The organism is Spirochaeta dissipatitropha (assembly GCF_054657935.1).
In genome coordinates, this window is the sequence record NZ_BAAHXT010000002.1 from 217,110 (window position 1) to 239,855 (window position 22,746).

Below are 22,746 nucleotides of genomic sequence, written 5' to 3' on the forward strand. Positions count from 1 at the left end.
TTCATACGGCAGGCAATTTTAAATATGTTTTTTTTAATAAATACGGCTCTGTATGTCTGTATTAAATATATACTGATTGTTAAAATGCACAATATGAAAAAACTGAGTTTTCTGGGACGAATTCTGCTTTTATTCACTTCAGCCATGCTTGCTTTAAGTGCATTACTGGTGGTTGTCAGTATGTGGACAACCGACAGGGTGGCCATGGAGGTTGTGGAGCGCTTTCAGCTTCAGCAGCTGCAGGGCGATCTTCGTGCCGCTGAGGTCTACATGAATCAGCTGTATGGAGGCGTGCGGCGGGTCGGGAATAATCTGGTCAGCTCAGCCGGAAGGAATCTGGGCAGTGATACCCGGGCAATCGACAGAATACATACAGAGCTTGGCGCGGCTGTCGCTATTTATGTATACGATCAGGATGGTTTTCGCAGCATCTCGGGCAACCTCATAGATGAAACAGGAGCCAGTGCGATCGGAGACCGCATAGGCAGTGATAATCCTGCGTATGACTCAGTTATGCAGGGGGAGACGTATATAGGACTGACTGCACTGCACGGGACGAGTTACTATTCCGGGTATCAGCCGCTAACTGCTCCCGGAGGTGAAATTGAGGGACTTCTCTTTATTGGATTTCAGCTTGATGAGATTCAACAGCTTATAAACAGCGGGAAAGCAGAAGGGCTGATTCTGCTCCTGGGGGGAGCGGCACTTGCTCTGGCTGTAGTTCTGATTCTGAGTTATTTCTTGCTGAAAGCCGGGATTCGGCACCTGAACGATGTTTCCAGTCGTCTGAAAGAGATATCCAGCGGTGGTGGAGACCTGACCCGCTATCTTCAGGTGGACAGCCAGGACGAAATCGGTCGTCTTGCAGAGAGTTTTAATCAATTTATGACGGGACTGGTCAAAATAATCCGTACAGTGCAGGGAGAGGCTGAACAGCTTCAGTCAATCGGCCAGGAAATGTCTGTGAACATGGATGAAACGGACTCTGCAATTCATGAGATCAGTTCTAATATCGACAACGTACGCACCCAGATGCAGGAGCAGGCAGCTGCAGTAGCCGAAAGTCTGGCAACCATAGAACAGATAAGCCGGAATATTGAAAACCTGAGCCGTCATATAGACGAGCAAAGCACCAGTGTGACACAGTCAAGCTCCGCCGTCGAGGAGATGGTAGCCAGTATTCATTCCGTGGATCAGACCCTTGAGAAAAATGCAGAAAAGTCGCGTGAGCTGGTGAAGGAATCGAAAACCGGTGTGGCAAAAATCCATGAATTTACAAGACTTGTTGAGGTCATCGCCCGAAAATCACATGGGATGTTGGATGCAATATCTGTAATCGAAAATATTGCGGCACAGACAAACCTGCTGGCGATGAATGCTGCCATCGAGGCGGCCCATGCCGGAGAGCATGGGCGTGGTTTTGCAGTTGTGGCATCAGAAATCCGCAAGCTGGCAGAGGGCTCATCTGAACAGTCAAAATCCATCGGAACAGTTATTCGTGATATAACCGGATCTATAGATCATGCCCTGGAGCTTTCCACCATAAGCGAGAAGAGCATCGAGGCTATTATTTCTGGTATAGAACAGATGCAGCGGCAGGAGGAGGAGATGAAACTCGCCATGAGCGAGCAGAGCAGTGGAGGTAGCCAGATTCTGCATGTCCTGTCTCGTTCCAGTGAGATAAGCGCTGAGGTTCGCAGCGGCAGTGTCGAAATGCTTACCGGCAGTCAGGCTATACTTGAAGAAATGCAGCGTCTGAATGAAATTGCCGGAAATATTTCCGGAAGCATGGATGAAATGGCCGCCGGAGCCATAGAGGTCAGCAAGGCCGTTGAATCTGCAGCCGCTCTCTCAAGAGGCAACAAGTACAGCGTTGATTCTCTCATTCAGCAGGTGCGGCAGTTTGTGCTGGATTAGGAGCTTCCCGCGACAGCGCTGCTGATGTGGGAAGCTCCTGGCGAGATTTATTCTGATATCTCCTCAGATAATACAAATCTCGATAGTGAGAGAAGAAGTTCATCGTTGCTTTCAAGATTATGCGCAGCCTCCGCATGAACAGTTCCCACAAGCTCCGAGAGTTTTGCCGTACTCCTGATTTCATCCTCGATTGCCAGCAGGATTGCATCAGATGCATTGACGAGCTCCTGCATGCTTTTTTTCATTTCTGCTGATTCACTGCGTTGTTTTTCTGTCTGCTCATGGATAGTCTGGGTAGCTTCTGTCAGACTGTTGACACTGGATAGAATCTCGTCCGCACCAATTTTCTGCTCCGTCATGCTGGCTGCAATCGCTCTTACCAGGCGGGTAGTGTCAAAAACTCCGCTGTTGATTCTGTCAAAACTCTGAACCGCAATATCCGCTAGGTTAATTCCCTCTTCGATTTTCTGGCTCATATTGTTGATGAGGGAGCGAATTTCCTTGGTACTGGCTCCTGCGGATGATGCCAGACTACGAACTTCATCGGCAACAACCGCGAAACCCTTTCCTGATTCGCCTGCATGAGCAGCTTCAATAGCTGCATTCATGGAAAGCAGATTGGTTTGCGCAGCTATTTTTCCGATTGTGCTGATTATTTCCCCCATGGATCGGGAAACTTCTTCCAGTTCCCTGATCGCCTGTACCGATGCTCTCAGTTTCTCATCGCCTTCCCGGCTGTGAGCCGTCAGTTGTTCAGCGAGCCGGTCAGCCTGATCCGTGGTTCTGGTGACACTGCTTATATTAGCCACCATCTCGGATATTGCTGCAGAGCTTTGCTCCACAAAACCCGCCTGATTGTTAACCATGTCGGCAACGCTGTCGATAGATTCTGCCATGCCTGCAATGTATTGGCGGGTGCGGCCTACCGTTTCGTTCTGCGATTCTGCAGAGATCTGAACCTGCTGCAGTGAAGACTCAAACGAGTCGATACCATCCTGGGCTTGATTTGCCTGTTCATCCAGGACGGTACTCGAGTTTTTTGCCTGTTCAGCCTGGCTTCGAATCTGGCGGATCAACTTCTCCAGGAGAATCAGAAAACTGTTGAATCCTGATGCCATTCTACCGAGGTCATCATTCTGACTGATGAGTGCACGGGAACTGAGATCTCCTTCTCCCTGTGCCAGTTCATCGATTCGTGCCGACATGCTACTGATACGGGAACAGAGGTTTGAGGTTATAGTACTGCAGATCCAGATGCCCCAGCCAATTGCAGGCAGTGCAAGAATAAATGTTTCGGCCAGGTATCGCCAGACATAGCTCCCCGGGATCACATCCGCTTCTGAGGCCATGGTGATATATGCCTTTCCGGCAGCAATAAATAAAAGAGCAATAAGACAGAGCGATGCTGCGGTGGCCAGCAACATACGTCGCTTCAGGGATGCCGAGCGGTCATCCTCAGACAATCTGATTACCTTGAGGCGTTCCTGCGGCTTGCGGAAGCGGTTTTCTATAAGGAGTAGACTGTGAAGTCCGGCCATCGTACCAATCGAAGCATTCAGCAGAAAAATCAGTATAATATCATCCAGTGAATACTGAGTGACGCCAGCAAGGACATTGCCGACCATGCCTCCGATCGGACCAATTACAAAAGCTGTAACCGCGGCAGCCAGAATGACGATACTTATTCTGAATCCAGCAATACCTGCTTTCGCCTTTTCTTCCTCAGTGATCTGTTCACCCTGGCTGAGTTTGTGAAGTACCTTGTCAAAAGCTGTGCCGGCTCTCCAGAGCAGTATGTTGACCACTATTGTTATGGCCAGGACTATGAAATTGAAGACCCGCAGTCTACTGAGTACCAGAGGAAGATCCCTGACATAATAGACACCGATATAAATCTGCATGAGATATGCAGCCGGTATGTTAATCAGTGTGAAAATAAGACCGGTTTTAACTCTAATTTCGAACATTGTGCACCCCGCTGCATTTATACAGAGCTGAATTCTAAGCTAAAGCTCCTATGCTTCGCAAACAATATTGATCGAAATATATGGAGTTTTCTGCAGCTTTCTCTATATAATCAGTGTATGAGTAGCATTCCTCTGATAGATCTGGCAAAAGCCGCTATATTTCCAACTGATTATGCGGATGACTGGATCCATTATAATTACCGAAACCTTGCTGCAGAAGTATACTGGCGCTGGCATGAGCCGGGCCACCTTCATATCAACTATGCAGGTACCAACGGGACGGTACTGGATTGGTGCAGGAATGCCATGGCCTGCCGTTTTCGAGGCATGCATGCCGGATTTCTGAGCGAATTTCTGTTCACATACCGAAGCGCTCTGCGCTGTGCAGTCAGGGAGGCAGAACAGATAAGCATCAGCGGATACAGCCAGGGCGGGGGAGTCGCCCAGATTGCGCAGTGGGAACTCTACAAACTCTATAACAAGTTATCCAGCTGCACCGTTTTCGGGAGTCCCCGGGCATTTTCTGCAGGTATAATACGAGGTATTCCGGAAGCTCTCATCTGCAGTAGATATGTAAATGGGCAGGATATTGTGTGCCGACTGCCTCCGAAGCTCTTGGGATACGCATCAAGGGGAACAAAGACTGTGATACGGGGAAGATATACAGGTCCCTTTCTTGCCCACTATCAGGATCAGTACTGGATTGCCTTACAGCGCCATATTTCTTGATTTCTCTATCTCAGCTTAGTACCTTGGATTCATGCGTGTTAAAACATTATTAAAATACCCAGGTTTATTGCGGGCTGGATCCGGTATTGTGTTCCTGTTGATCCTTGCTATGAATATAACAGCAATGCCGGTTTCCGCGTCGAATGTCGATGCAGAATTGGTGGCTGGTGGTCTGCATCATCCCTGGGCGCTGGCATTTCTTCCTGACGGCTCGTTTCTGGTGACAGAACGTCGAGGAAGACTCTACCGGATTGCCCCGGATGGTGAAAGCCGGAGTCAGATTGACGGCCTGCCAGCAATTGCAACAGGTGGGCAGGGCGGTTTACTGGATATTATATTCCACCCCGATTTCATTGAAAATTCCCTGGTCTACTTTACGTATTCCGAACCCCGGACAGGGGGGGCAGTTACCGCATTGGCCCGGGCTGTACTGGTGCTGCAGGATACGCCTTCTATGGGTGGCAGCCTGGAGGCTCTTGAGGTTATATTCCGGGCAGACCCTCCATTGCGAAGTGGTCAGCATTTCGGATCACGAATTGTTTTTGACAGGGACTTATATATCTATATGACACTCGGAGAGCGGGGACAGATGGAGCAGGCCCAGGATACCGGTACTCATTGGGGCAGCATAGTCAGGCTTCACGATGATGGTCAGATTCCGAAGGACAATCCCTTCGTGGAAAAAGCCGGTGCCAGAAATGAAATATACACCTATGGAAACCGTAATCCTCAGGGGATCAGTATGCACCCGGAAACCGGAGAGATATGGTCACATGAACATGGTCCCCGGGGAGGTGATGAACTGAATCTGATTGCCGCTGGACGCAACTATGGCTGGCCGCACATCAGTCACGGGGAACATTACAGAGGAGGACAGGTCGGGGTAGGAACTCATGCTGAAGGAATGGAGCAGCCGATTGTGCACTGGACCCCGGCTATAGCTCCTTCGGGTATGACCTTTTATACCGGAGACCGATACCCAGGCTGGAAGGGCGATTTGTTTATCGGTTCCCTGGTGGCACGGCATCTCAGGCGGGTTGTGCTGGATGGCTACAGTGTAGTGGAGCAGGAGGTCCTGCTGGAAAATCAGATCGGCAGGATCAGAGATGTGCGAACCGGGCCTGAGGGGTATCTGTATCTGATTACAGATGAGCCTCGTGGTGGAATTTACCGTATCCGGACTGAATAAATATATAGATCTATGATTCGCTATAAAACCTCCCGGAGGCTTGATGCCTTTTTCAGTTTTTGCTAAACTGCCTGCAACTTTTCGGGAGGGCGACTAGGGTTCCTGATTCAGACAGCCGTAATGGCTCTGAGTTGCATGGTCCGAGCGTTGCCAGCCGGCGTTGTTCCGGTACACCCGCAGGAAAAAAGCCTGTGGAGGAGTCTCGTATTTTACGGGGGTTCTCTGCGGGCTTTTTTTATGCTGCGGGGTACCTCAATACTGGAGGCTGCCTGTGCCGAAAGCAGTTATAGAAACACAGGACCTGAACAAGATTTTCCGGATACGCTCGCGTCGTCAGTCCGGGATCCGGCAATTTTTCGCTCCTCAATTCGATGAACTTCAAGCCGTACGCGATCTTAATCTTCGAATTGAACAGGGCGAAGTTGTAGCATTTCTTGGCCCGAACGGAGCCGGGAAAAGTACCAGCATCAAGATGCTCACCGGAATTCTGGAGCCGAGCAGCGGGTCTCTGCATGTCCTCGGCCGTAATCCCCATAAGGACAGAAAAGAGCTTGTGTTCCGCATAGGCACTGTTTTCGGGCAGAAGAGTCAGCTCTGGTTTCATCTGCCGCCTTCGGACAGCTTTACCCTGCTGCGCGAGATTTATGAAATTCCAATGACTGACTACAGACGGCGGCGTGACGAACTGGTAGACCGCTTTCATCTGGGCAGCTTCTACAATACCCCCGTGCGGAAGTTGAGTCTTGGACAGCGTGTGCGCTGTGAAATAGCTGCCAGCTTTCTGCATGCTCCCGAGATTCTCTTCCTGGATGAGCCGACCATTGGTCTTGATGTTGTCGTCAAGCAGGAAATCCGATCCCTCCTGACTGAGCTCAACCACGAGCGTGGAACCACCATCCTCCTGACCAGCCATGATATCGGAGACATCGAGAAGATCTGTAAACGAGCCGTTATAATACATCATGGACAGACCATAGTTGATGAACCCGTCAGGCAGCTCAAAAAACAGGCGCTTGCCAAGAAATGCGTTTCTGTCCGATATAATACAGCAGTCGATTTTTCGCGTCTTCAGGAATTATCGATTGACGGCCTGAGAAAGCTCAGTAGTGACTCATCTGCGGCAAGGTTCGAGGTCAATATGCACAGGCGTTCATTCGCAGACCTGCTGCAGCAGCTTGCAGTTCTCGGTGAACTTGCTGATGTCAGCATTGAGGATGAACCCCTTGAGAACCTGATAGCGGAAATCTTTCAGACCAGTGATCCAGGGGTGCAGACATGAGGTCGAAATATCTGACTGCAGGCAGAATCAGCATGAGAAATCAACTGATATATCCAGCTGAGTACTTCTCATCCTTGTTTACCTATCTTCTGTTTATATTTGTTTTTTCGCAACTCTACCGCGCGGCTGTTCCGGAAGGCGGAACAATAGCAGGCTACAGTAGAAATGCGCTCATGTATTATTTCGTAATTGCTGAGTTGGTGCTTTTTGGATTCGGACGCATGTTCAGTCAGCTCGCTGATGAGGTCAAGACCGGGCAGATTGCATATATACTTCTGCGTCCCTTTGATTTTCTTCGTTACCAGGCAGCGGTAATGATCGTCCCTGTACTGCCTCTTATCGCCGTCCTGGCTGGAAGCGGATTTCTGCTCGTGTTCATTCAGAGTGGTGCTCCGGCTGTAGTGCAGCCGATTCAGGCAGCTGCAGTCCTTTTGTCACTGCTTCTGTCCGGATTGCTCAGCTATTACATCCAGATGATTCTCGCCCTGACTGCGTTCTGGTTCGAGGAGAACACAGCATTTTTCTGGATTTACCAGAAGCTGGCTCTGGTAATAGGGACTCTCATGCCGATTGAGTTTCTCCCGGACGGACTGAGGCGCATGTCCCTCCTGACTCCATTCCCGTATCTGGGCTATGCTCCGGCGCGTATTTTTACTGTCTACGAACCTGCCCAGGTTCTGTCTCTGATCGGAGGGCAACTTGCCTGGACCTGCGTTGCTGCCTTGCTGAGCAGGTATATTTATGTAACCGGCTGCCGAAAAATTGCCGCCAACGGGGGATGATTATGTATTCCAGACGAAATCACAGCTTACACTCAATTCGAAGTCATGCCAGATTCCTGAAAGCATCGTTTATAATCAATCTCAAGGCTGCTGCTGAATATCGCGGCAACTTTCTGATTCAGGTCTTTGGCATGATCCTCAACAATGCAGCCTTCCTTGTGTTCTGGCAGATATTCCTGCTGCGTACCGGGGATCTTGCAGGTTATGGAATGCAGGAAATCCTGTTTCTCTGGGGATTAACCTCGGCCGCATTCGGCCTCAGTCACATTGTCGCCGGAAACACCCGCTCCATGGGCCGGATTATCATGAATGGTGAACTGGATGTTTATCTGCTGCAGCCGAAGGATGTCATGCTGAATCTTATATGCAGTCGCTCTGTCCTTTCTGCCTGGGGCGATCTGCTGTTCGGTGCTGCTGTTCTTTTCTGGATAAGCTGGAGCAATCCACTGAGATTACTGTTCTGCCTGGTGTTTGTTTTCAGCGGTGCTCTTATCTATACCAGCATATTTGCAGTGGTTGAAACCCTTACATTCTACCTGGGCAGTGCAGGAGGAGGCATATCCCGCAGTATGACCGAGCTAATGATCACTGCCTCCTTGTACCCGGAAAGCATATTCGGTCCGGGGATGCGCTGGCTGCTGTATTCGGCTATACCGACCGGGTTTATAGTGTTTATTCCCCTGCGCAGTTTCCTGCAGCTGAGCTGGCCCCTTCTGCTGGTTTCGATTCCGGCAGCGCTTGCATACTGGCTGTCTGCCCGTCTTTTTTTCCGTCTTGCGCTGAAAAAATATGAATCAGGCAACCTTGTCGGCGCACGGGTATAGCTTCATGAAGACTTTCTTGATGCTCTGATTCTGATCAGATATAGTAGCATTAATGAATCTGCTGGATGCACATCTGCACGCTCCTTCTGATCAAAATCTGTTCAGCCCGGACGGCCTGTATTATATCAATGCTGTCCGGCAGGACGACTGGAAGCGAATAACCGGTTTTGCACAGCGGAATCAGAATGTAAGAGGGTTTATTGGTATTCATCCCTGGCATGCTGCAGCGGCAGAATCCGGATGGGAGGAAGAACTGTGCCGGAGTCTGCATGCAGTGCCATCAATGGGAATCGGCGAGATCGGTCTGGATGCCTGCGGGCGTAACAAGGCAACCGTGGAAGCGCAGGTGGATGTCTGTGCGCGTCAGTTGCGCATCGCGCTTGAGCTTGAGCGGCCCGTCAGCCTGCACTGTTGCCGTGCCTGGGAAAGACTCATAGATGTTCTCAAATTATGTCTGGCTGAATCCGGCAAAAACAGGATTAGAGGACTTGTTCACCGCTATAATGGCGGACTTCCCGAGCTGAAGATATTAATCGATCTCGGGCTGTGCATTTCCTTTCACCCTTCAATACATTCGGCAAATCCGGGGCAGAGAGCCCTGCTGTCTCATTGTCCACTGGACAGTCTGCTTCTTGAATCAGATTCCGAGAGCGGTCCTGACCACGAGGTTCTACAGCTTCATTATGAGCGGACAGCACAATGGCTTGGTATAAGCCTTTCTAGCCTACTGCATCAGGTGGTAATAAATGGATCGATTTGTACGAATCAAGGCTCTGCTGGGTGAAGACCGTTGGTCGCAACTGCCACGCTGCAGTGTGACAGTGGTGGGCATGGGAGCTGTGGGTAGTTATACAGTGGAAGCCCTGGCAAGAAGCGGGGTGGGTTCTCTGCGTCTCGTAGATTTTGACACGGTACATCCGACTAATATCAACCGCCAGCTTTTTGCTCTGGAATCTACTATTGACCATGACAAAGTCCAGGTCGCTGCTGCCAGGGTGCTGGATATCAACCCCTCATGCCGTGTAGAACCCTTGAAAGTATTCGTTCATCAGGAGTCCATTGATGCAGTCCTGGATAATAATCCTGATCTTGTTATAGATGCCATTGATTCCGTCACCCCCAAAGCAGTCCTACTGCAGCAGCTGTATGAGCGAGGAATTCCGGTACTCTCATCCATGGGGGCTGCTCTGAGAACTGACCCCGCCGGCATAAGGCTTGGAGACCTCATGGAGACAAGTGGTTGTCCCCTTGCCCGGGCAATCCGGAGCAGACTGCGACGAAGGGGAGTTGGGATGGGAATCCGGTGTGTTTATTCGACAGAGCAGGTCACTTTTAAATACGGATCTGCTGGAATGGATGGCGCAAACCGCAGTCAGGACCGCGGGCTGGAGCGCAATGTTCTGGGCAGTCTCCCTACCCTGACAGGCATGTTTGGTCTGATGCTGGCAAATGAAGCCTTGAGAATGCTGGCGCCCGCCCTGCCGGATCCGATCAGAAGCTGATGCAGGAAAAAGCTCTGATGAAAAATCAGTCTGCCAGCAGCAGTCTGCGAAGTCCGGCAATGTCCTCTGTTATGTAATCCGCACCACTTGCCGCGAGTTTTTCCCGGTCATGATTTCCCCAGGTAACGGCACAGGCTTCTGCACCAGCAGCCTTTCCCATTCCGATATCATACACGGTATCTCCTATCATCAAAAAACTGGAGGTATCAATTTCCATCAATACAGCCAGTCGCTGCAGCATTTCCGGGTGAGGTTTTTCGTTTGAAACATGATCGCGTGTCAGGTGATGCTCGAAAAGTCCGCCGATGCCGAGGTGTGAAAGCATACCGTCCAGAGATTCCCCCCGCCGGCTGGTTGCTATAGCCATTCGGTATCCTGCTGTCCTGCAATCATGCAGTAGTTCGCTCATGCCGTCAAACAGACGCACCATTCCGTATCCCTGCTCCCTGTAGAAGTCCTGGTATGCGAGTACCGCTGCATCAATATGCGAAGACTCTGCATTACTCAGCAGCTCAAAAGATGAGCGCAGTGGAATTCCGATTGTTGCTGCTATTGTGTTGTCGTCCGGGCAGGCAAGCCCGACTTTGCTGAAGGCATGCTTATATGATGTGACGATAATATCCCGGGTATCGGCGATGGTTCCATCAAAATCAAAGGCCAGAGCGGGAGGTCTTCCAGGTGCTATATGCATGCGGCTGAGCTTACCTGTCATGGTTTAATCGGTCAAGCATGGTTTCCAGCTTATTGTATGAGTGTTTTACTTATGGTACATTTCTTTACTGCAATGAAACGAATCCGGATCGGTTTTACAGCGGTGTGCGCCGTCACAATTTCTCTGCTTGCTGTCAGTCTGCAGGGTGTTGAAGGTGTACTTACTGCATCTATATTGTCTGGCCTCATGTTATTACTGGCTATTGCATTGATTCTCGAGAGTAGAAGTCTATGTGATTGTGCTGTGTCCTGCAGACATCAGCGCGGGAGCGGGCAGGATTGTCTCTCGGATTATGTCAGAAAATCCGGAACAATGGCGGTTTCTGTAATAGCAGGTGTTATAGGGACTTATTTTCTGCAGCGTCTTACACCGCTGGATGCTGTAATGGCTTCAGCCACAGTCGGTCTTGCAGCTCATATATTAATACGTCCTTATGCTGCGGCTGCGTACTGTGGATCATTTGCCGGGATGATGAGCACAGTGCTCTTTCCACCGCTGAGTATGATTATTGCAGCACTCGTGACTGCCCTGTTTTTCCTGGTTCTGATGCCGGTTCTGGACGGATGGGGAGGCAAGCTGGGCACCATTGCATACATAGGTACCCTGAGCACTGCTATTCTCATGCGGAAGGAATTTCCGGCAATGACGCTCCCTGATCAATCATTCTGGGTTCCTATTCTTATTGCAGCTGCTGCGGGTTCACTGAGCACCTATGAGCTGCAGCACAGGAGTTCGCTGGGGCCCGTCGCGGCATCCTCTCTGACAGGACTTACAGCTGCGCTCATGCTGGCATTTTTTCGCTATGCAGGTCTTGCCGGGGATGAAACGCTGCAGCTCTCACTTGTGTTTTTTTGTACCGGATTTATAGGTATGTCCGCCAGACATCGCGTGTCCGGGGGACTGGAAAGTCTTGCTGCCGGATTCGCCGCTGGAGCAATATTCATTCTGACCTCGACCAGTTTCGGCGGAACCGGTGGCAAGCTGGGTACCATCGCTTTGATATCTGTACTGATTACCAGTCTGATCAAGCGTGGCCTCCATCCGGTACTGAAATTACTGCCTTATTCAGGGAAACGGAGTATTAATGACTGATTTTTTCAGTGGATTAACTGAGTTGATTATTTTTTTTCAGGCACACCCACTGTTTGCTCTTGGGGCAATGCTGGTGCTTGGCTATGCCCTGGCACATGCTGCGGAGCACATCGGGCTTCCGGACATTTCCGGATTCATAATTGCCGGAATGCTGCTCGGGCCTCAGATGATCGGCTTGATTACCAGGCAGGGCCAGATTGATCTCATTATTGTCACTGAGGTTGCTCTCGGACTGATCTGTTTCACCATAGGAGCCGAGCTTTTCTGGCCCAAACTGAAGAGGGTAGGCAGGAAGGTCGGCTGGATTACAGCCTTGCAGTATGGTTTTTGTTTTGTCGGTGTCGGAATAGCCCTTGTTTTACTGCAGATGCCTCCGATAATGGCCCTGTTGCTGGCAGCAATAGCCGGGACAACCAGCCCGGCGGCAACCGTCGCAATCGTACAGAGTCTGAGAGCCCGTGGAAGTTATGTTGATTATCTTTACGGCACTGTCGCACTCGGTGATGTGCTTGCTATCGTTATTTTTTCGATTATTATCGCTTTTGCCCCTGCCGCATTAGGCCTCACTGCAGGCTTGTCTGCTGGGGCTCTGGTTGTTTCAACCTTTAGCAGGTTGGGAATCACCCTGGTTTGTGGCTTTGTTTTCGGTTTTCTTATTCACGTAGTTGTTCCCAAGGTGGAAAAACCAGGGGAAACACTTATTATTACCCTTGGATTTTTGCTGCTCGGGATCGCTTCTATGGAGGTTTTCGGCTTGTCTCCTCTGCTTTTTTCGATCGCAGCCGGGGCTTCACTAATAAATATAACCCAGAAAAACCTGCGGGTTTTTCGTACCCTTGAGCCTCTGACACCCCCTGTATATGCGCTTTTCTTCGTCCTTGCCGGGACCAAGCTCAAGCTGTCATTATTGACCGATCCTGTGCTGCTGGTTTTAGGACTTGCATACGTGTTGTTTCGTCTTGGTGGAAAATATACCGGAGCCAGGCTTGGAGCTAAAATATCCGGGGTCCCACGACCGATTCGTCGATTTCTCGGCATATCACTTTTCCCGCAGGCTGGTGTAGCTCTTGGTCTTGTGCTGGTTATGCAGGGATTAGTACTGGATGCCGATCCCTTTGTCTCTCAGCTCATCGACACCGGAGTCGGTATAGTACTCTTCGGTGTACTGGTTAATGAGATCGCCGGTCCCCCCTTATCAAAAATCGCGATTCAGCGCGGCAACATCGCGGAGGAGTAGTAAATGGAATTAACTGACTTTCTGCAACCCCAATTCTGCACGGTGAAAATGCGTGCCAGGGACAAGGAAGGCGCCTTGCTGGAACTGGCTGAACTCGCGGCCGCCCATCCTGCTGCTTCCGGTACAAATGTCCGGGAGGTCTACCGCTTGCTTCTCGAGCGGGAACAGCAGGGATCAACAGGCTTTGGAAATGAGATTGCGATTCCACATGCCAGGATATCGGGATTGTCTGGATTTATTGTTATTACAGGTGTCTCGCATCGTGGGGTGTCTTTTGACTCACTGGATAAAAAAAAGGTCAAGGTTTTCCTTCTCATTCTCGGACCACCGGAACAGGTGAATGTGCACCTCAGGACACTGGCTACTCTTTCGCGGGCACTGGCTCATACCAGTCTGAAGAAGGAGCTTCTGGCCGCCAGAAGTACAGAAACGGCTGTGGAATCTATACTGCGTCATACCGGTGCAGTACGCCATGCTCCGGGTGCCTCTAAAGCCAGTGGGAAGAAAATGGCTATTATCAATGTATATATGCAGGAATATCTGCAGAATATACTGGAGCTTATGGTAGAGATGGGCATTGACGGAGCTACTATACTTGAATCAGGAGGAATGGGTGCGCACATTTCTGATGTCCCGATATTTGCCAGTTTCATTGGATTCATGCAGGAGCGTAAAAATATTTCCAAAACCATAATCGCCCTTGTTGAGGAAGAACAGTCAGCAGAACTCATACGCAGAATCGAAGAGCTTACTGGTGATCTCGATACTCATCAGGGGGCAATGATTATGCTGATCGATGTAGCTACGGTCAGGGGATCAATGAAGATGATGTAGTAAACATGGCGGCAGATTCTGCCGCCATGTTTACGAATCAACTCAGCTTGCGGGCAATTCTGCGGGCTGATTTATGATTGCCTGCTCTGATATATGCCGCAGCCGCAGCTTCTATCGTCTTTCTTTCAGCATTATCCTGGACATTGATCTCCGGATGGCTCTGTGCCCGGTATTCGGAGAAACGACCTGGAAAATCAATAATCTGTCTGTTTTCTATTACCAGCAGCCTGTCAACCACAGCATCAAGAAGATAACGGTCATGTGATACCACTAATAATGTGATTTCACTTTCTGCCAGTGCTTCTTCGATTATTTCCTTGCTCGGAATATCCATATGGTTAGTCGGCTCATCCAGCACCAGCAGGTTAGCGCCCTGAAGCAGCAGGACAGCGAGCTGCAGCCGGTTGTATTCTCCTCCGGACAGGTCGTTCACAGCAGTTTCAAAATCCTGCCTGCTGAACTGCAGTCTGCTCAGCATCGAGCTGACTTCCTTTTCTCCTGAGCCACTAGCTGTTCTCAGAGTGTTCACGAGACTTTCCGAACCGGAGAACTGTTCTCTGTGTTGTGAAACATAGCCAAGCCTGAAGCTCGGGCCGATCCTCATTTCCGGATTATCCCAGTGCCCGGTTGTTACAAGGTCCCGTATCAGGCTTGTTTTTCCACAGCCGTTAGGGCCGAACAGTCCGACCCTTTCATCTGAATGTATCCTGAAATCCAGGGTATCAAGAACTGGCATTCCATCATAGCTTTTGCTGTAATTCCGTATATCAACAGCGATGTCAGCCTGGGATTTTTTGCTGGATATCTGGACCTCGATCGGTCTCCCTCCAATATCCGGAGCATCAATAGACTGTTCCCTGTTCTTCTCAAGCTGGGTTCTTCGCGCCCGAAGGCGCTTACCCCAGGCTGGATCACCTGTAGCACGGGCGATCTGCTCAAAGCGCTGTACCAGAGCTTCAAGCCGCCGCAGTTTGGCTTGCTGTACACTGTATTGTGCAAGCTGGGCAGCTGAATTCTGAAGGAGGGTCATCTTGTAGTCGGTGTAGTTACCCGAGAACTCGAGAACCTGTCCTCCATCCAGCTGCCAGATCCTGTCCACGCAGCGGTCAAGCAGTGTGCGGTTATGTGAGACCAGTAACACCGTTCCCTTGAAATCGCGAATTACATTTTCCAGACGTTCAATACCGGAAAAGTCGAGATGATTACCCGGTTCATCCAGTACCAGTACATCCGGATCCGCCATAAGCGCCCGAGTCAGCGCCAGTGAATTGCGTTCACCGCCGGATAGCTGCATGACCTTTGCGTACAGATCTATTTCAAGACCAATCTCCATGAGAATCCGCTCTGCCTTGACTTCAGCAAGATCCCCCTGAAGAGCATCATATTCTTCACGCAGATTTCCATACTTCAGCAGGACTCGTTCCAGCGCTTCAGCTTCCTGATCAGTACGGCCCATGGCATTTTCCAGGCGCTCCATCTCCTGTCTTTTTACAAGAATATCCGGCATCAGGTACTGGATCACACTTGTTTCCGGATCTGCATTGAGATGTTGAGGTACCCAGCCGATTTTCAATCCCCGTTGCACAGAAACGGTTCCTGCATCCGGATTGATTTCTCCGGTGATCAAACGGCAGAGCGTAGTCTTCCCGCCGCCGTTCGGTCCAACAAGACCAATCTTTACTCCTGCTGGTATGGCAAAGCATGCCCCTGAAAGAACGTCGGCCCCAGCTGGACGTACCGTAATTTTCTGTCCCTGAATAATCATTTTTTCCTCTCTTTTCGCAGAACACAGGACCTGACTTGTTCACCGTACAGGACAGAAAAAAAGCCGCAGGACCTGGTGTCCTGCGGCTTTGTTGATTAACTTGCAATAAGTAATTTAACGCGTTGCGAAAAACTCATTACAGCCCCAAGCAGCAGATACACCTCTCCCCTCGGGTCGAGCTGCTCCTGTTGTTCGGACTGTTAAAATTTCTGCAATACGCATTTTTCTACATTACTCCTGTTTATGCTGTATGTCAACGAATGGCTGAAACAGCCTATTCCATCTTCAGGCGGCCGACAGCCATCTGAATCAATCCAAAATAGTCCTTGAAATCAGACAGGGTGGCACCTGTTACAGCATCAGCGAGCAGCCATTTGTTGTCACTTCCCCGGACCATTTCGTCAAGAGTAAAACCGGTTCCGAAACGTGCGGCTGCTTCTTCAACAGCGTCGATATTTCCCTGCCATCCAAGATCGCCAAAGTTCCAGTAGCTGGAACCACGTTTGTACAGAGATCCTGAGGCGGTAGTAGTTACAGCCTGACCCTGTCCGCCGAATTCGGTGTACACCTGAAATCCGCCTTGTGCGATGCTGTCCCAGTAGGTCTTCATGTTGGCTTCACTGCGGATGATAATCAGCTCGAGATCCTGTCCACCTGACGGATTTCCTTCATCATCAGCTGCAACGTAGATTACTGCTCCACCGACGGTTGTGCCGACATAGTTGGTGCCGTTGTAGGAAATATATTTCGCAGTGCGAACCTGGTTGCCTCGGCTGAGATAATATACGGTGTTGTCTTCATTCCACTCAGGGGCTTCAATGTCAACCTGTGCAAGAGTATGGGGTAGGAATGCTTCATCGAGTTCAGCCTGCAGGCTTCCGTCTTCAGCTGTCTGCACTACAGCCCGACCAACATATCCACCATGAACATAGTTATAAGCCTCAACGGTCTGTCCGCCAGCAAAGCCGGTAGGTGCTACAGGATCATCACCACAGGCGATGAGAGATGCAGCAAGAACCGCAATAATCAGAATTAGAGAAATTTTTCTCATACAGTTACTCCTTGTAATAAGATATTTTTTTATCATAATCTTCCAGGCAGAATTGTACAAGTGATTTTTCTGAAATCTCATGAGGAAATTGCAGAAAGATCTAATGTAAAATTATCAGCTATCCGGTGGCAGAAAATTCATCTGCAGTGCTTCTGTAAGGTCTGATTTTAAAAGGCTGTCCGAAAACTGTTTCGAGTGGTATCATGGACGCTGGAGGAAAATAATGCAGTTACAGGATTTTCTGGATGGTTTCACCAGATCTCCCCTGGAGATAGCGCTATCTCTAGGTTTTCTCCTGCTGTTACTGGTTTTTTTTGTTTCAGTCAGCTATCTGCGTCGCCGTCAGGAGCAGGCTCAGATAAAAAAGCGCTCACAAAAAGTATATCAAACCCTGCTCAAGCGGCATTCAATAACTGCGGATGAGGAGGTTCTTCTCTCGGAGCTCGCAGCCTTTCTTCGGTCCAATGAACGGAGTTATATGCTCATGGAGAATCAAGCCATATTCAATGCCTGCGCAGAAAAGGCTCTGCATACAGACCGGCTGACAAAGGCACAGATTTCAGCGCTGCGTGACAAGCTTGGGTTCAACAAGCGGAGATCCGGTATGATACTAGAATCAAGTAAGCAGATACCGGTTACCTCTCCTGTTATACTACTGAAAAAACCGCATTCACCCGTAGAGGGGAAAGTATTGGAGCCGACTGAAAGAGCCTTCAGGGTTCAGTCCGGTACGAAGGATATGCCATTTCCAGCTAAATCCGAGGTTGAGATCGTATATCATGATGCAACTGGAGTATATGCATTTTCAGCATATCTTATTAATTTTTCCTCCGGAGTTTTCAGCCTGACTCACAGCGAACAGCTTCGGCGTGTTCAGCGACGCGAGTATTTCAGGAAAAAAATCAGTATTCCCTGCTATATGCATAGATCAGGGGAGAGGGATCAGGTCTTTCCTTCTCGTTTTATTGATCTGGGAGGCGGCGGAGCCAGCGTAGTTAATCCAAAAAAAGCATTTTCTGCCGGGGATGATATCAGTCTCAGTTTCCGTTCTGATACAGAAACCATGCTGCACATCATAGGTAGAGTTGTTCGCACCTCAAAGCATAATACAGTGTTGCACATAGATTTTGATAATATGGGAGAAAGCCGTAGAGATCGTCTGTATCGTTTGCTGTTCGGCTGATTCCTGGCCCCCTTTATTTAGCTGAAGGAATTCGGCACAATGGCCAGCATGAAAATTGCTGTTTTGCTTTCCGGCGGAGTTGACAGCTCCGTTGCTCTGAATCTGCTGCTCAGGCAGGGGTATACAGATGTATGTGCCTATTATCTCAAAATCTGGCTTGAAGACGAAATGGCTTACATGGGCTCCTGTCCCTGGGAGGAAGATCTTGCCTATGCCGAGGCTGTCTGCAGTCAGGCTGGCGTCCCGCTCAGGGTTCTGCCTCTTCAGCAGGAATACTATGATCGTGTTGTAGAATATGCGGTTTCCGAGCTTCGTGCCGGTCGTACACCAAGTCCGGATATTTTCTGTAATCAGCGTATAAAATTCGGTGCTTTCTGGGACAAGCTCCAGGAGGATTATGATTATGTTGCAACCGGTCATTATGCCCGGATTGAGCGTATCAGAAGTGACCAGACACCACCTTCATTTGTGCATCGGAACTCTATTGTTGGCGCAGCCGATCTCTGCCTTTTGCGCCGTGCACCGGATCCTGTCAAGGATCAGAGTTATTTTCTGAGTCATCTCTCCCAGGAACAGCTGCAGCGTATACTCTTCCCACTTGGGGATTATACAAAAGCCCAGGTTCGGGAGCTGGCACAGGAGTTTGATCTGCCAACAAAGGATCGCAAGGACAGTCAGGGAATCTGTTTTCTTGGTAAAATCCGGTATCCGGAATTCGTAGGACATTATCTTGGTGAGCAGGACGGGCCGATAATCGAGCGAGAAAGCGGAAAAGAACTCGGTCGACACAAGGGCTACTGGTACTACACTATTGGTCAGCGTCAGGGGATAGGTCTGGGTAATGGCCCATGGTATGTGGTAGGAAAAGATGTAGATCAGAACGTTGTCTATATTTCCCATAGCAGTCATCGTGACGAAGCCAGACGGAGTACCTTCAGAATCGAGAACCTGAGCTGGACAATTCCAGAGCCTGAGCAGACAGGTTTTCCTGCCGGTTCCTGGGGGCAGGAGTATACACTTCTCACTAAATTGCGGCATGGGCCTGAACTGATTTCCTGTACACTTGATCCCCTCAGCGGCAGAATGCAGCTTAATGATGGAGATCAGGGCATTGCTCCCGGTCAGTTTGCCGTTCTCTATGCCGGTGAATACTGTATCGGCGGAGGTCGAATCTGTGCGGACGAACTGAGCTCAGGAAAAATCTCCGGAAGAACGGATTCTTCAGATGCCTCCTCAGGTGAGACTTCAGATGCGAAGAAAGTCGGCAGCAGAGTTGAATTCCTCACTGGTGAACGCAAGCATCCGGATCGGGAAGGATTCACTTCTCCGTACCCGGTCAGTCTTGCTCCCATGATGGATCGTACCGATCGATTTTTCCGCTGGTTTCTGCGTCAGATCACGCCTAATACTTTGCTGTATACCGAAATGATCAGTACTGGAGCCATAGTATATGGCGAACGATCCAGGCATCTGGATTTCTATCCAGAGGAAAAACCGATCGCACTTCAGCTAGGTGGAAGCGATCCCTGGGAACTCGGTAAAGCAGTCGCCATAGCTGATGACTGGGAGTATGACGAAATAAATCTTAACGTCGGTTGTCCAAGCGACCGTGTGCAGCATCGTGGAATCGGAGCCTGCCTGATGGCAGAACCCGATAAGGTTGCCCGTCTGGTAGATATAATGCGGAAAAACACCAGCAAGCCTGTTACTGTAAAGCATCGTATCGGCATTGACGGACGGGAGAGTTTTGAAGAGCTCTGTCAGTTCGTGGAACAGGTAGCCGCATCAGGGGTCGAAAGACTGACAGTCCATGCACGGATTGCAATCCTGGCTGGGCTCAGTCCAAAAGAAAACAGAACAATCCCCCCCTTGCGATATGAAGATGTATACCGACTGAAACAGGAATATCCGAATCTCGAGATAGAAATTAACGGTCACATTGATTCAGTGGACTCAATCCGCAGGCATCTGACTCATGTCGATGCGGTCATGCTGGGCAGGGCAGCCTACGATAATCCATACCTCTTTGCGGATATTGAACGTGAGATATTCAGGAGCAGGACACATGTTCCTGACCGTCGTGAAATTATCGATCGTCTTATAGTTTTTCTGGAAACACGCTGGGACAGTGATTATCCCAGACCGCCACTTGGTCACATTATGGGTCTTTACCATGGTATGCCCGGGGCACGCCGCTGGCGGGGAACAATCAGCACTGAACTTTCTGCCGGTACATCTGCTCCGGAAGTTCTTCGCAAGGCGATGGAGCAACTACCGGCCTCTGCTGATTAGCCATGTAGAAACATGTATTGCTCTTTCTCTGCTTCCTGAATAAACTTTAACGAGATAGTCAGCGTCAAGGGGGTGGTGGCGATGAATAAGTTGTGGAAATATCTGTTGGTTTGTGCCTTGCTGCTTTTTGTGCTTGCATCCTGTACGGAATCAGACAGTTCAGCTGAAGTCGATCGCGGAGTGGAAACAGAGCTGACTGAACACAGAGTTGAGGCGGTTGAATCAGCTGTCGCAGTGGATGAAACCGAAACCGAAGCGTATGACGAGCAGGGCGACGAATCGGATGACCGGGCAGATATCGGAACCGATTCCCCAGCTGTTCCCGAACTGCATATTGAATTTGCTCCCGGCGATGATCCGGGCAATGTGAGAAATGCAGTTATACTTCCAGACACAGACAGTATGGGTAATGCAGTTTCCTGGCAAAGTTCGAAACCGGAATACATCAGCATTAACGGAGAAGTTAATCGACCCGATTTTTCTGAATCAGATCAGGATGTTCTGCTAACTGCCAGTATCCAGCGTGAAGAAACTGAAATCAATGAATATTTGCTGCGTGTGTTGAAACTGCCTGGGGTAGTATTCAACGCCAATGGTGGGCGGGGAAATATGCAGCCGCAGACTGTTGCAGAGAAGTTAGCGGTTCAGCTGAATGAGAATCAGTTCTCCGCACCTACCGGCACTGTTTTTGCAGGGTGGTCACGCAGTCCGGACGGACAGGCTACATATGCGGATCGTGGTAATTTCACCGCTGGAGAAATTCGGGAAACTATCCTTTATGCTGTCTGGGCAACTGACGTCTATGCAATAAGGTATCATGACCTTTTCGATGGCAGAAATAATCCAGATAATCCCGTTTCATACAGCAGTCGCTCTGCCGATGTCGTTCTGCTTGATCCTGTTCGCCGTGGGTACCGGTTCACTGCCTGGCATGATGGACCGAGTGCGCAGGCAAATCAGATCAGGCGCATAGTTCAGGGAACAGAACGCGATATCCTGTTATACGCCAGATGGAATCCCGAGCGGTATACCCTGAGGTTTGATTCTGCTGCTGACGATGTCCGGAATCCTTCTTCAGTAACAGTGACCTTTGACTCTACCTATGGCACGCTGCCGGTGCTGGAACGTTTGGGGTACCATTTTCTGGGCTGGACAAGGGAATCCGATGGAGTGCGTGTCAGCTCTGAATCAATTGTGCAGACAGATCGTGATCATGTGCTGACTGCGGTCTGGTCTCCTGTGGAGTATTCTATCAGATATTCCAGTATGTACGATGCTGTTAATCATCCTGAAAATCCTGTTGTATATACGATAATCGAAAATCAGATCAACCTTCTGCCAGCTGAAAGAGCCTCATATCATTTTGATGGCTGGTTCGATAATCCCGAGTACAAAGGTGACAGGATCACCCATATTCCGGCCTCTTCAGTTGGTGAACGCGAATATTATGCGCGGTGGCTGTACGCTTTTCCCGGTATTGAGTACAGGGATATGGTCGTTGTTCCGGGAGGAACATTTCTACAGCGTGCGACAGAAGGAGATCCCCGGCAGTTCTATAATCGTGTTACCAGCTTTGAGATAGCCCGTTATCCGGTGACATACGAGCTTTGGTATGCTGTAAAGAGCTGGGCCGATGCGAATGGCTATGACATTGGCAGGCCAGGGCGTGAAGGAAGTCATGGACCAATCGGGCGTGAACCGCAACGTTTTCCTCATGAACCCGTAAGTACTGTCAGCTGGAGAGATTCAGTTGCCTGGCTGAATGCCTACAGTGAAATGAAGGGGCTGGAACCAGTGTATTACATAGACAGGGCCATGACACAACCAGTCCGCAGCAGCTCTACCGCAAACAGTCCCCAGACTGCTGCTGGTCAACAGGATAATCCCTTCGTGAACTGGAATGCTACAGGTTATCGTTTACCCACCGAAGGTGAATGGCAGTTTGCAGCAAGTTACCGGGACGGTTTTGAGTGGACACCTCATACCTTTGCCTCTGGAGCAACAGCAACCTGGACCAATGAAACGGCGAGTTCCTTAGTAGCATGGTATTTCGATAATGCCGATACCGGAAGCGGCCCGAAAACACAACCGGTCGGAAGCAAAGGGCCGAATGCCCTCGGAATATACGATATGAGCGGGAACGTATGGGAGTGGTGTTGGGATTGGTGGGCTGAGTATCCCGCTGCCGAGCAATCGGATTACCGCGGCGCTTCGACAGGGACACAGAGAATAACACGGGGAGGAGCATGGCGTTATGTTAACAGCCTTCTCCAGATCGGTAGACGGGATGGTATAGAGCCCTGGTATGCAACAACCAGAACCGGATTCAGGGTTGTTCGCAGCCGCGAATAGAGGAATACAGCAGAGTAGAGTAGCAGTAGAGTACTGCAG

Annotated in this window: 18 protein-coding genes and 1 pseudogene; 15 read left to right on the plus strand and 4 right to left on the minus strand. The window is 49.9% G+C overall.

The window, feature by feature from the left end; translation table 11 throughout:
• Nucleotides 1–93 precede the first annotated feature (93 nt).
• Nucleotides 94–1,917, plus strand: coding sequence for a methyl-accepting chemotaxis protein (locus ACYQ2L_RS02870; RefSeq protein WP_460050844.1), 1,824 nt, complete (start codon nucleotides 94–96; stop codon nucleotides 1,915–1,917).
• Nucleotides 1,918–1,964: 47 nt separating this feature from the next.
• Here the strand turns inward: ACYQ2L_RS02870 and ACYQ2L_RS02875 are convergent, their stop codons facing one another.
• Nucleotides 1,965–3,884 (minus strand): methyl-accepting chemotaxis protein, encoded by a 1,920-nt coding sequence (locus ACYQ2L_RS02875; RefSeq protein WP_460050846.1) that lies wholly within the window; start codon nucleotides 3,882–3,884, stop codon nucleotides 1,965–1,967.
• 117 nt (nucleotides 3,885–4,001) lie between these two features.
• On the opposite strand from ACYQ2L_RS02875, the gene ACYQ2L_RS02880 reads away from it, so the two are divergent.
• The 7 genes from ACYQ2L_RS02880 (at nucleotide 4,002) to ACYQ2L_RS02910 (ending at nucleotide 10,189) form a co-directional block, all read left to right on the plus strand.
• The gene (locus tag ACYQ2L_RS02880; RefSeq protein ID WP_460050848.1) at nucleotides 4,002–4,613 is read left to right on the plus strand and encodes a lipase family protein; all 612 of its coding nucleotides are present in this window, start codon (nucleotides 4,002–4,004) and stop codon (nucleotides 4,611–4,613) included.
• Nucleotides 4,614–4,644: 31 nt separating this feature from the next.
• Nucleotides 4,645–5,802, plus strand: coding sequence for a PQQ-dependent sugar dehydrogenase (locus ACYQ2L_RS02885; RefSeq protein ID WP_460050850.1), 1,158 nt, complete (start codon nucleotides 4,645–4,647; stop codon nucleotides 5,800–5,802).
• 271 nt (nucleotides 5,803–6,073) lie between these two features.
• Nucleotides 6,074–7,081: an ABC transporter ATP-binding protein gene (locus ACYQ2L_RS02890; protein WP_460050852.1), complete on the plus strand. Its 1,008-nt coding sequence runs from the start codon at nucleotides 6,074–6,076 to the stop codon at nucleotides 7,079–7,081.
• The gene (locus ACYQ2L_RS02895) at nucleotides 7,078–7,863 is read left to right on the plus strand and encodes an ABC transporter permease (RefSeq protein ID WP_460050854.1); all 786 of its coding nucleotides are present in this window, start codon (nucleotides 7,078–7,080) and stop codon (nucleotides 7,861–7,863) included. Before ACYQ2L_RS02890 ends, ACYQ2L_RS02895 begins: the two co-directional genes overlap by 4 nt.
• A 2-nt stretch (nucleotides 7,864–7,865) precedes the next feature.
• Nucleotides 7,866–8,687 carry an ABC transporter permease gene (locus tag ACYQ2L_RS02900; RefSeq protein ID WP_460050856.1) on the plus strand — a complete coding sequence of 274 codons (822 nt, stop codon included), beginning with the start codon at nucleotides 7,866–7,868 and terminating at the stop codon, nucleotides 8,685–8,687.
• Nucleotides 8,688–8,739: 52 nt separating this feature from the next.
• Nucleotides 8,740–9,471 carry a TatD family hydrolase gene (locus ACYQ2L_RS02905; RefSeq protein WP_460050858.1) on the plus strand — a complete coding sequence of 244 codons (732 nt, stop codon included), beginning with the start codon at nucleotides 8,740–8,742 and terminating at the stop codon, nucleotides 9,469–9,471.
• Nucleotides 9,434–10,189, plus strand: coding sequence for a tRNA threonylcarbamoyladenosine dehydratase (locus tag ACYQ2L_RS02910; protein WP_460050860.1), 756 nt, complete (start codon nucleotides 9,434–9,436; stop codon nucleotides 10,187–10,189). The genes ACYQ2L_RS02905 and ACYQ2L_RS02910 overlap by 38 nt, the downstream gene beginning before the upstream one ends.
• Nucleotides 10,190–10,214: 25 nt before the next feature.
• Here ACYQ2L_RS02910 and ACYQ2L_RS02915 read toward each other — a convergent pair whose 3' ends face one another.
• Nucleotides 10,215–10,880: an HAD family hydrolase gene (locus ACYQ2L_RS02915; RefSeq protein WP_460050862.1), complete on the minus strand. Its 666-nt coding sequence runs from the start codon at nucleotides 10,878–10,880 to the stop codon at nucleotides 10,215–10,217.
• Nucleotides 10,881–10,937: 57 nt separating this feature from the next.
• On the opposite strand from ACYQ2L_RS02915, the gene ACYQ2L_RS02920 reads away from it, so the two are divergent.
• The 3 genes from ACYQ2L_RS02920 to ACYQ2L_RS02930 are packed head-to-tail and all read left to right on the plus strand — an operon-like array spanning nucleotide 10,938 to nucleotide 14,064.
• On the plus strand, nucleotides 10,938–11,993 hold the full coding sequence (locus ACYQ2L_RS02920; RefSeq protein WP_460050864.1) for a hypothetical protein: 1,056 nt from the start codon (nucleotides 10,938–10,940) through the stop codon (nucleotides 11,991–11,993).
• A complete protein-coding gene (locus ACYQ2L_RS02925) occupies nucleotides 11,986–13,230 on the plus strand; it encodes a cation:proton antiporter (protein ID WP_460050866.1) in 1,245 nt (414 codons plus the stop codon). Before ACYQ2L_RS02920 ends, ACYQ2L_RS02925 begins: the two co-directional genes overlap by 8 nt.
• 3 nt (nucleotides 13,231–13,233) lie before the next feature.
• The gene (locus tag ACYQ2L_RS02930) at nucleotides 13,234–14,064 is read left to right on the plus strand and encodes a PTS sugar transporter subunit IIA (protein ID WP_460050868.1); all 831 of its coding nucleotides are present in this window, start codon (nucleotides 13,234–13,236) and stop codon (nucleotides 14,062–14,064) included.
• A 37-nt stretch (nucleotides 14,065–14,101) separates the two neighbouring features.
• Here ACYQ2L_RS02930 and abc-f read toward each other — a convergent pair whose 3' ends face one another.
• Both abc-f and ACYQ2L_RS02940 read right to left on the minus strand, forming a co-directional pair.
• Nucleotides 14,102–15,829 carry a ribosomal protection-like ABC-F family protein gene (abc-f, locus tag ACYQ2L_RS02935; RefSeq protein ID WP_460050870.1) on the minus strand — a complete coding sequence of 576 codons (1,728 nt, stop codon included), beginning with the start codon at nucleotides 15,827–15,829 and terminating at the stop codon, nucleotides 14,102–14,104.
• A gap of 274 nt (nucleotides 15,830–16,103) precedes the next feature.
• Entirely contained in the window at nucleotides 16,104–16,880 is a 777-nt protein-coding gene (locus ACYQ2L_RS02940; protein WP_460050872.1) for a hypothetical protein, read from the minus strand.
• Nucleotides 16,881–17,103: 223 nt separating this feature from the next.
• Here ACYQ2L_RS02940 and ACYQ2L_RS02945 point away from each other — a divergent pair, with 223 nt between their 5' ends.
• The 4 genes and pseudogenes from ACYQ2L_RS02945 to ACYQ2L_RS02960 all read left to right on the plus strand — a co-directional run bounded on the left by ACYQ2L_RS02945 (nucleotide 17,104) and on the right by ACYQ2L_RS02960 (nucleotide 22,707).
• On the plus strand, nucleotides 17,104–18,063 hold the full coding sequence (locus ACYQ2L_RS02945) for a PilZ domain-containing protein (RefSeq protein WP_460050874.1): 960 nt from the start codon (nucleotides 17,104–17,106) through the stop codon (nucleotides 18,061–18,063).
• Between the two features lie 48 nt (nucleotides 18,064–18,111).
• Nucleotides 18,112–19,236: pseudogene (mnmA, locus tag ACYQ2L_RS02950) on the plus strand (tRNA 2-thiouridine(34) synthase MnmA); the annotation flags it as partial.
• Nucleotides 19,237–19,263: 27 nt separating this feature from the next.
• The gene (dusA, locus tag ACYQ2L_RS02955; RefSeq protein ID WP_460051151.1) at nucleotides 19,264–20,355 is read left to right on the plus strand and encodes a tRNA dihydrouridine(20/20a) synthase DusA; all 1,092 of its coding nucleotides are present in this window, start codon (nucleotides 19,264–19,266) and stop codon (nucleotides 20,353–20,355) included.
• An 81-nt stretch (nucleotides 20,356–20,436) separates the two neighbouring features.
• Nucleotides 20,437–22,707, plus strand: coding sequence for an SUMF1/EgtB/PvdO family nonheme iron enzyme (locus ACYQ2L_RS02960; RefSeq protein ID WP_460050876.1), 2,271 nt, complete (start codon nucleotides 20,437–20,439; stop codon nucleotides 22,705–22,707).
• Nucleotides 22,708–22,746 lie beyond the last annotated feature (39 nt).

Excerpts from the sequence above, each read along its gene's own strand:
- ACYQ2L_RS02930 (WP_460050868.1), top strand. The coding sequence starts at position 13,234 with ATGGAATTAACTGACTTTCTGCAACCCCAATTCTGCACGGTGAAAATG.
- ACYQ2L_RS02920 (WP_460050864.1), top strand. The coding sequence starts at position 10,938 with ATGAGTGTTTTACTTATGGTACATTTCTTTACTGCAATGAAACGAATC.
- ACYQ2L_RS02915 (WP_460050862.1), bottom strand. The coding sequence starts at position 10,880 with ATGCATATAGCACCTGGAAGACCTCCCGCTCTGGCCTTTGATTTTGAT.
- ACYQ2L_RS02885 (WP_460050850.1), top strand. The coding sequence starts at position 4,645 with ATGCGTGTTAAAACATTATTAAAATACCCAGGTTTATTGCGGGCTGGA.
- ACYQ2L_RS02960 (WP_460050876.1), top strand. The coding sequence starts at position 20,437 with ATGAATAAGTTGTGGAAATATCTGTTGGTTTGTGCCTTGCTGCTTTTT.
- ACYQ2L_RS02910 (WP_460050860.1), top strand. The coding sequence starts at position 9,434 with ATGGATCGATTTGTACGAATCAAGGCTCTGCTGGGTGAAGACCGTTGG.
- ACYQ2L_RS02900 (WP_460050856.1), top strand. The coding sequence starts at position 7,866 with ATGTATTCCAGACGAAATCACAGCTTACACTCAATTCGAAGTCATGCC.
- ACYQ2L_RS02870 (WP_460050844.1), top strand. The coding sequence starts at position 94 with ATGAAAAAACTGAGTTTTCTGGGACGAATTCTGCTTTTATTCACTTCA.
- ACYQ2L_RS02925 (WP_460050866.1), top strand. The coding sequence starts at position 11,986 with ATGACTGATTTTTTCAGTGGATTAACTGAGTTGATTATTTTTTTTCAG.
- ACYQ2L_RS02945 (WP_460050874.1), top strand. The coding sequence starts at position 17,104 with ATGCAGTTACAGGATTTTCTGGATGGTTTCACCAGATCTCCCCTGGAG.
- ACYQ2L_RS02880 (WP_460050848.1), top strand. The coding sequence starts at position 4,002 with ATGAGTAGCATTCCTCTGATAGATCTGGCAAAAGCCGCTATATTTCCA.
- ACYQ2L_RS02895 (WP_460050854.1), top strand. The coding sequence starts at position 7,078 with ATGAGGTCGAAATATCTGACTGCAGGCAGAATCAGCATGAGAAATCAA.
- abc-f (WP_460050870.1), bottom strand. The coding sequence starts at position 15,829 with ATGATTATTCAGGGACAGAAAATTACGGTACGTCCAGCTGGGGCCGAC.
- ACYQ2L_RS02875 (WP_460050846.1), bottom strand. The coding sequence starts at position 3,884 with ATGTTCGAAATTAGAGTTAAAACCGGTCTTATTTTCACACTGATTAAC.
- ACYQ2L_RS02940 (WP_460050872.1), bottom strand. The coding sequence starts at position 16,880 with ATGAGAAAAATTTCTCTAATTCTGATTATTGCGGTTCTTGCTGCATCT.
- ACYQ2L_RS02905 (WP_460050858.1), top strand. The coding sequence starts at position 8,740 with ATGAATCTGCTGGATGCACATCTGCACGCTCCTTCTGATCAAAATCTG.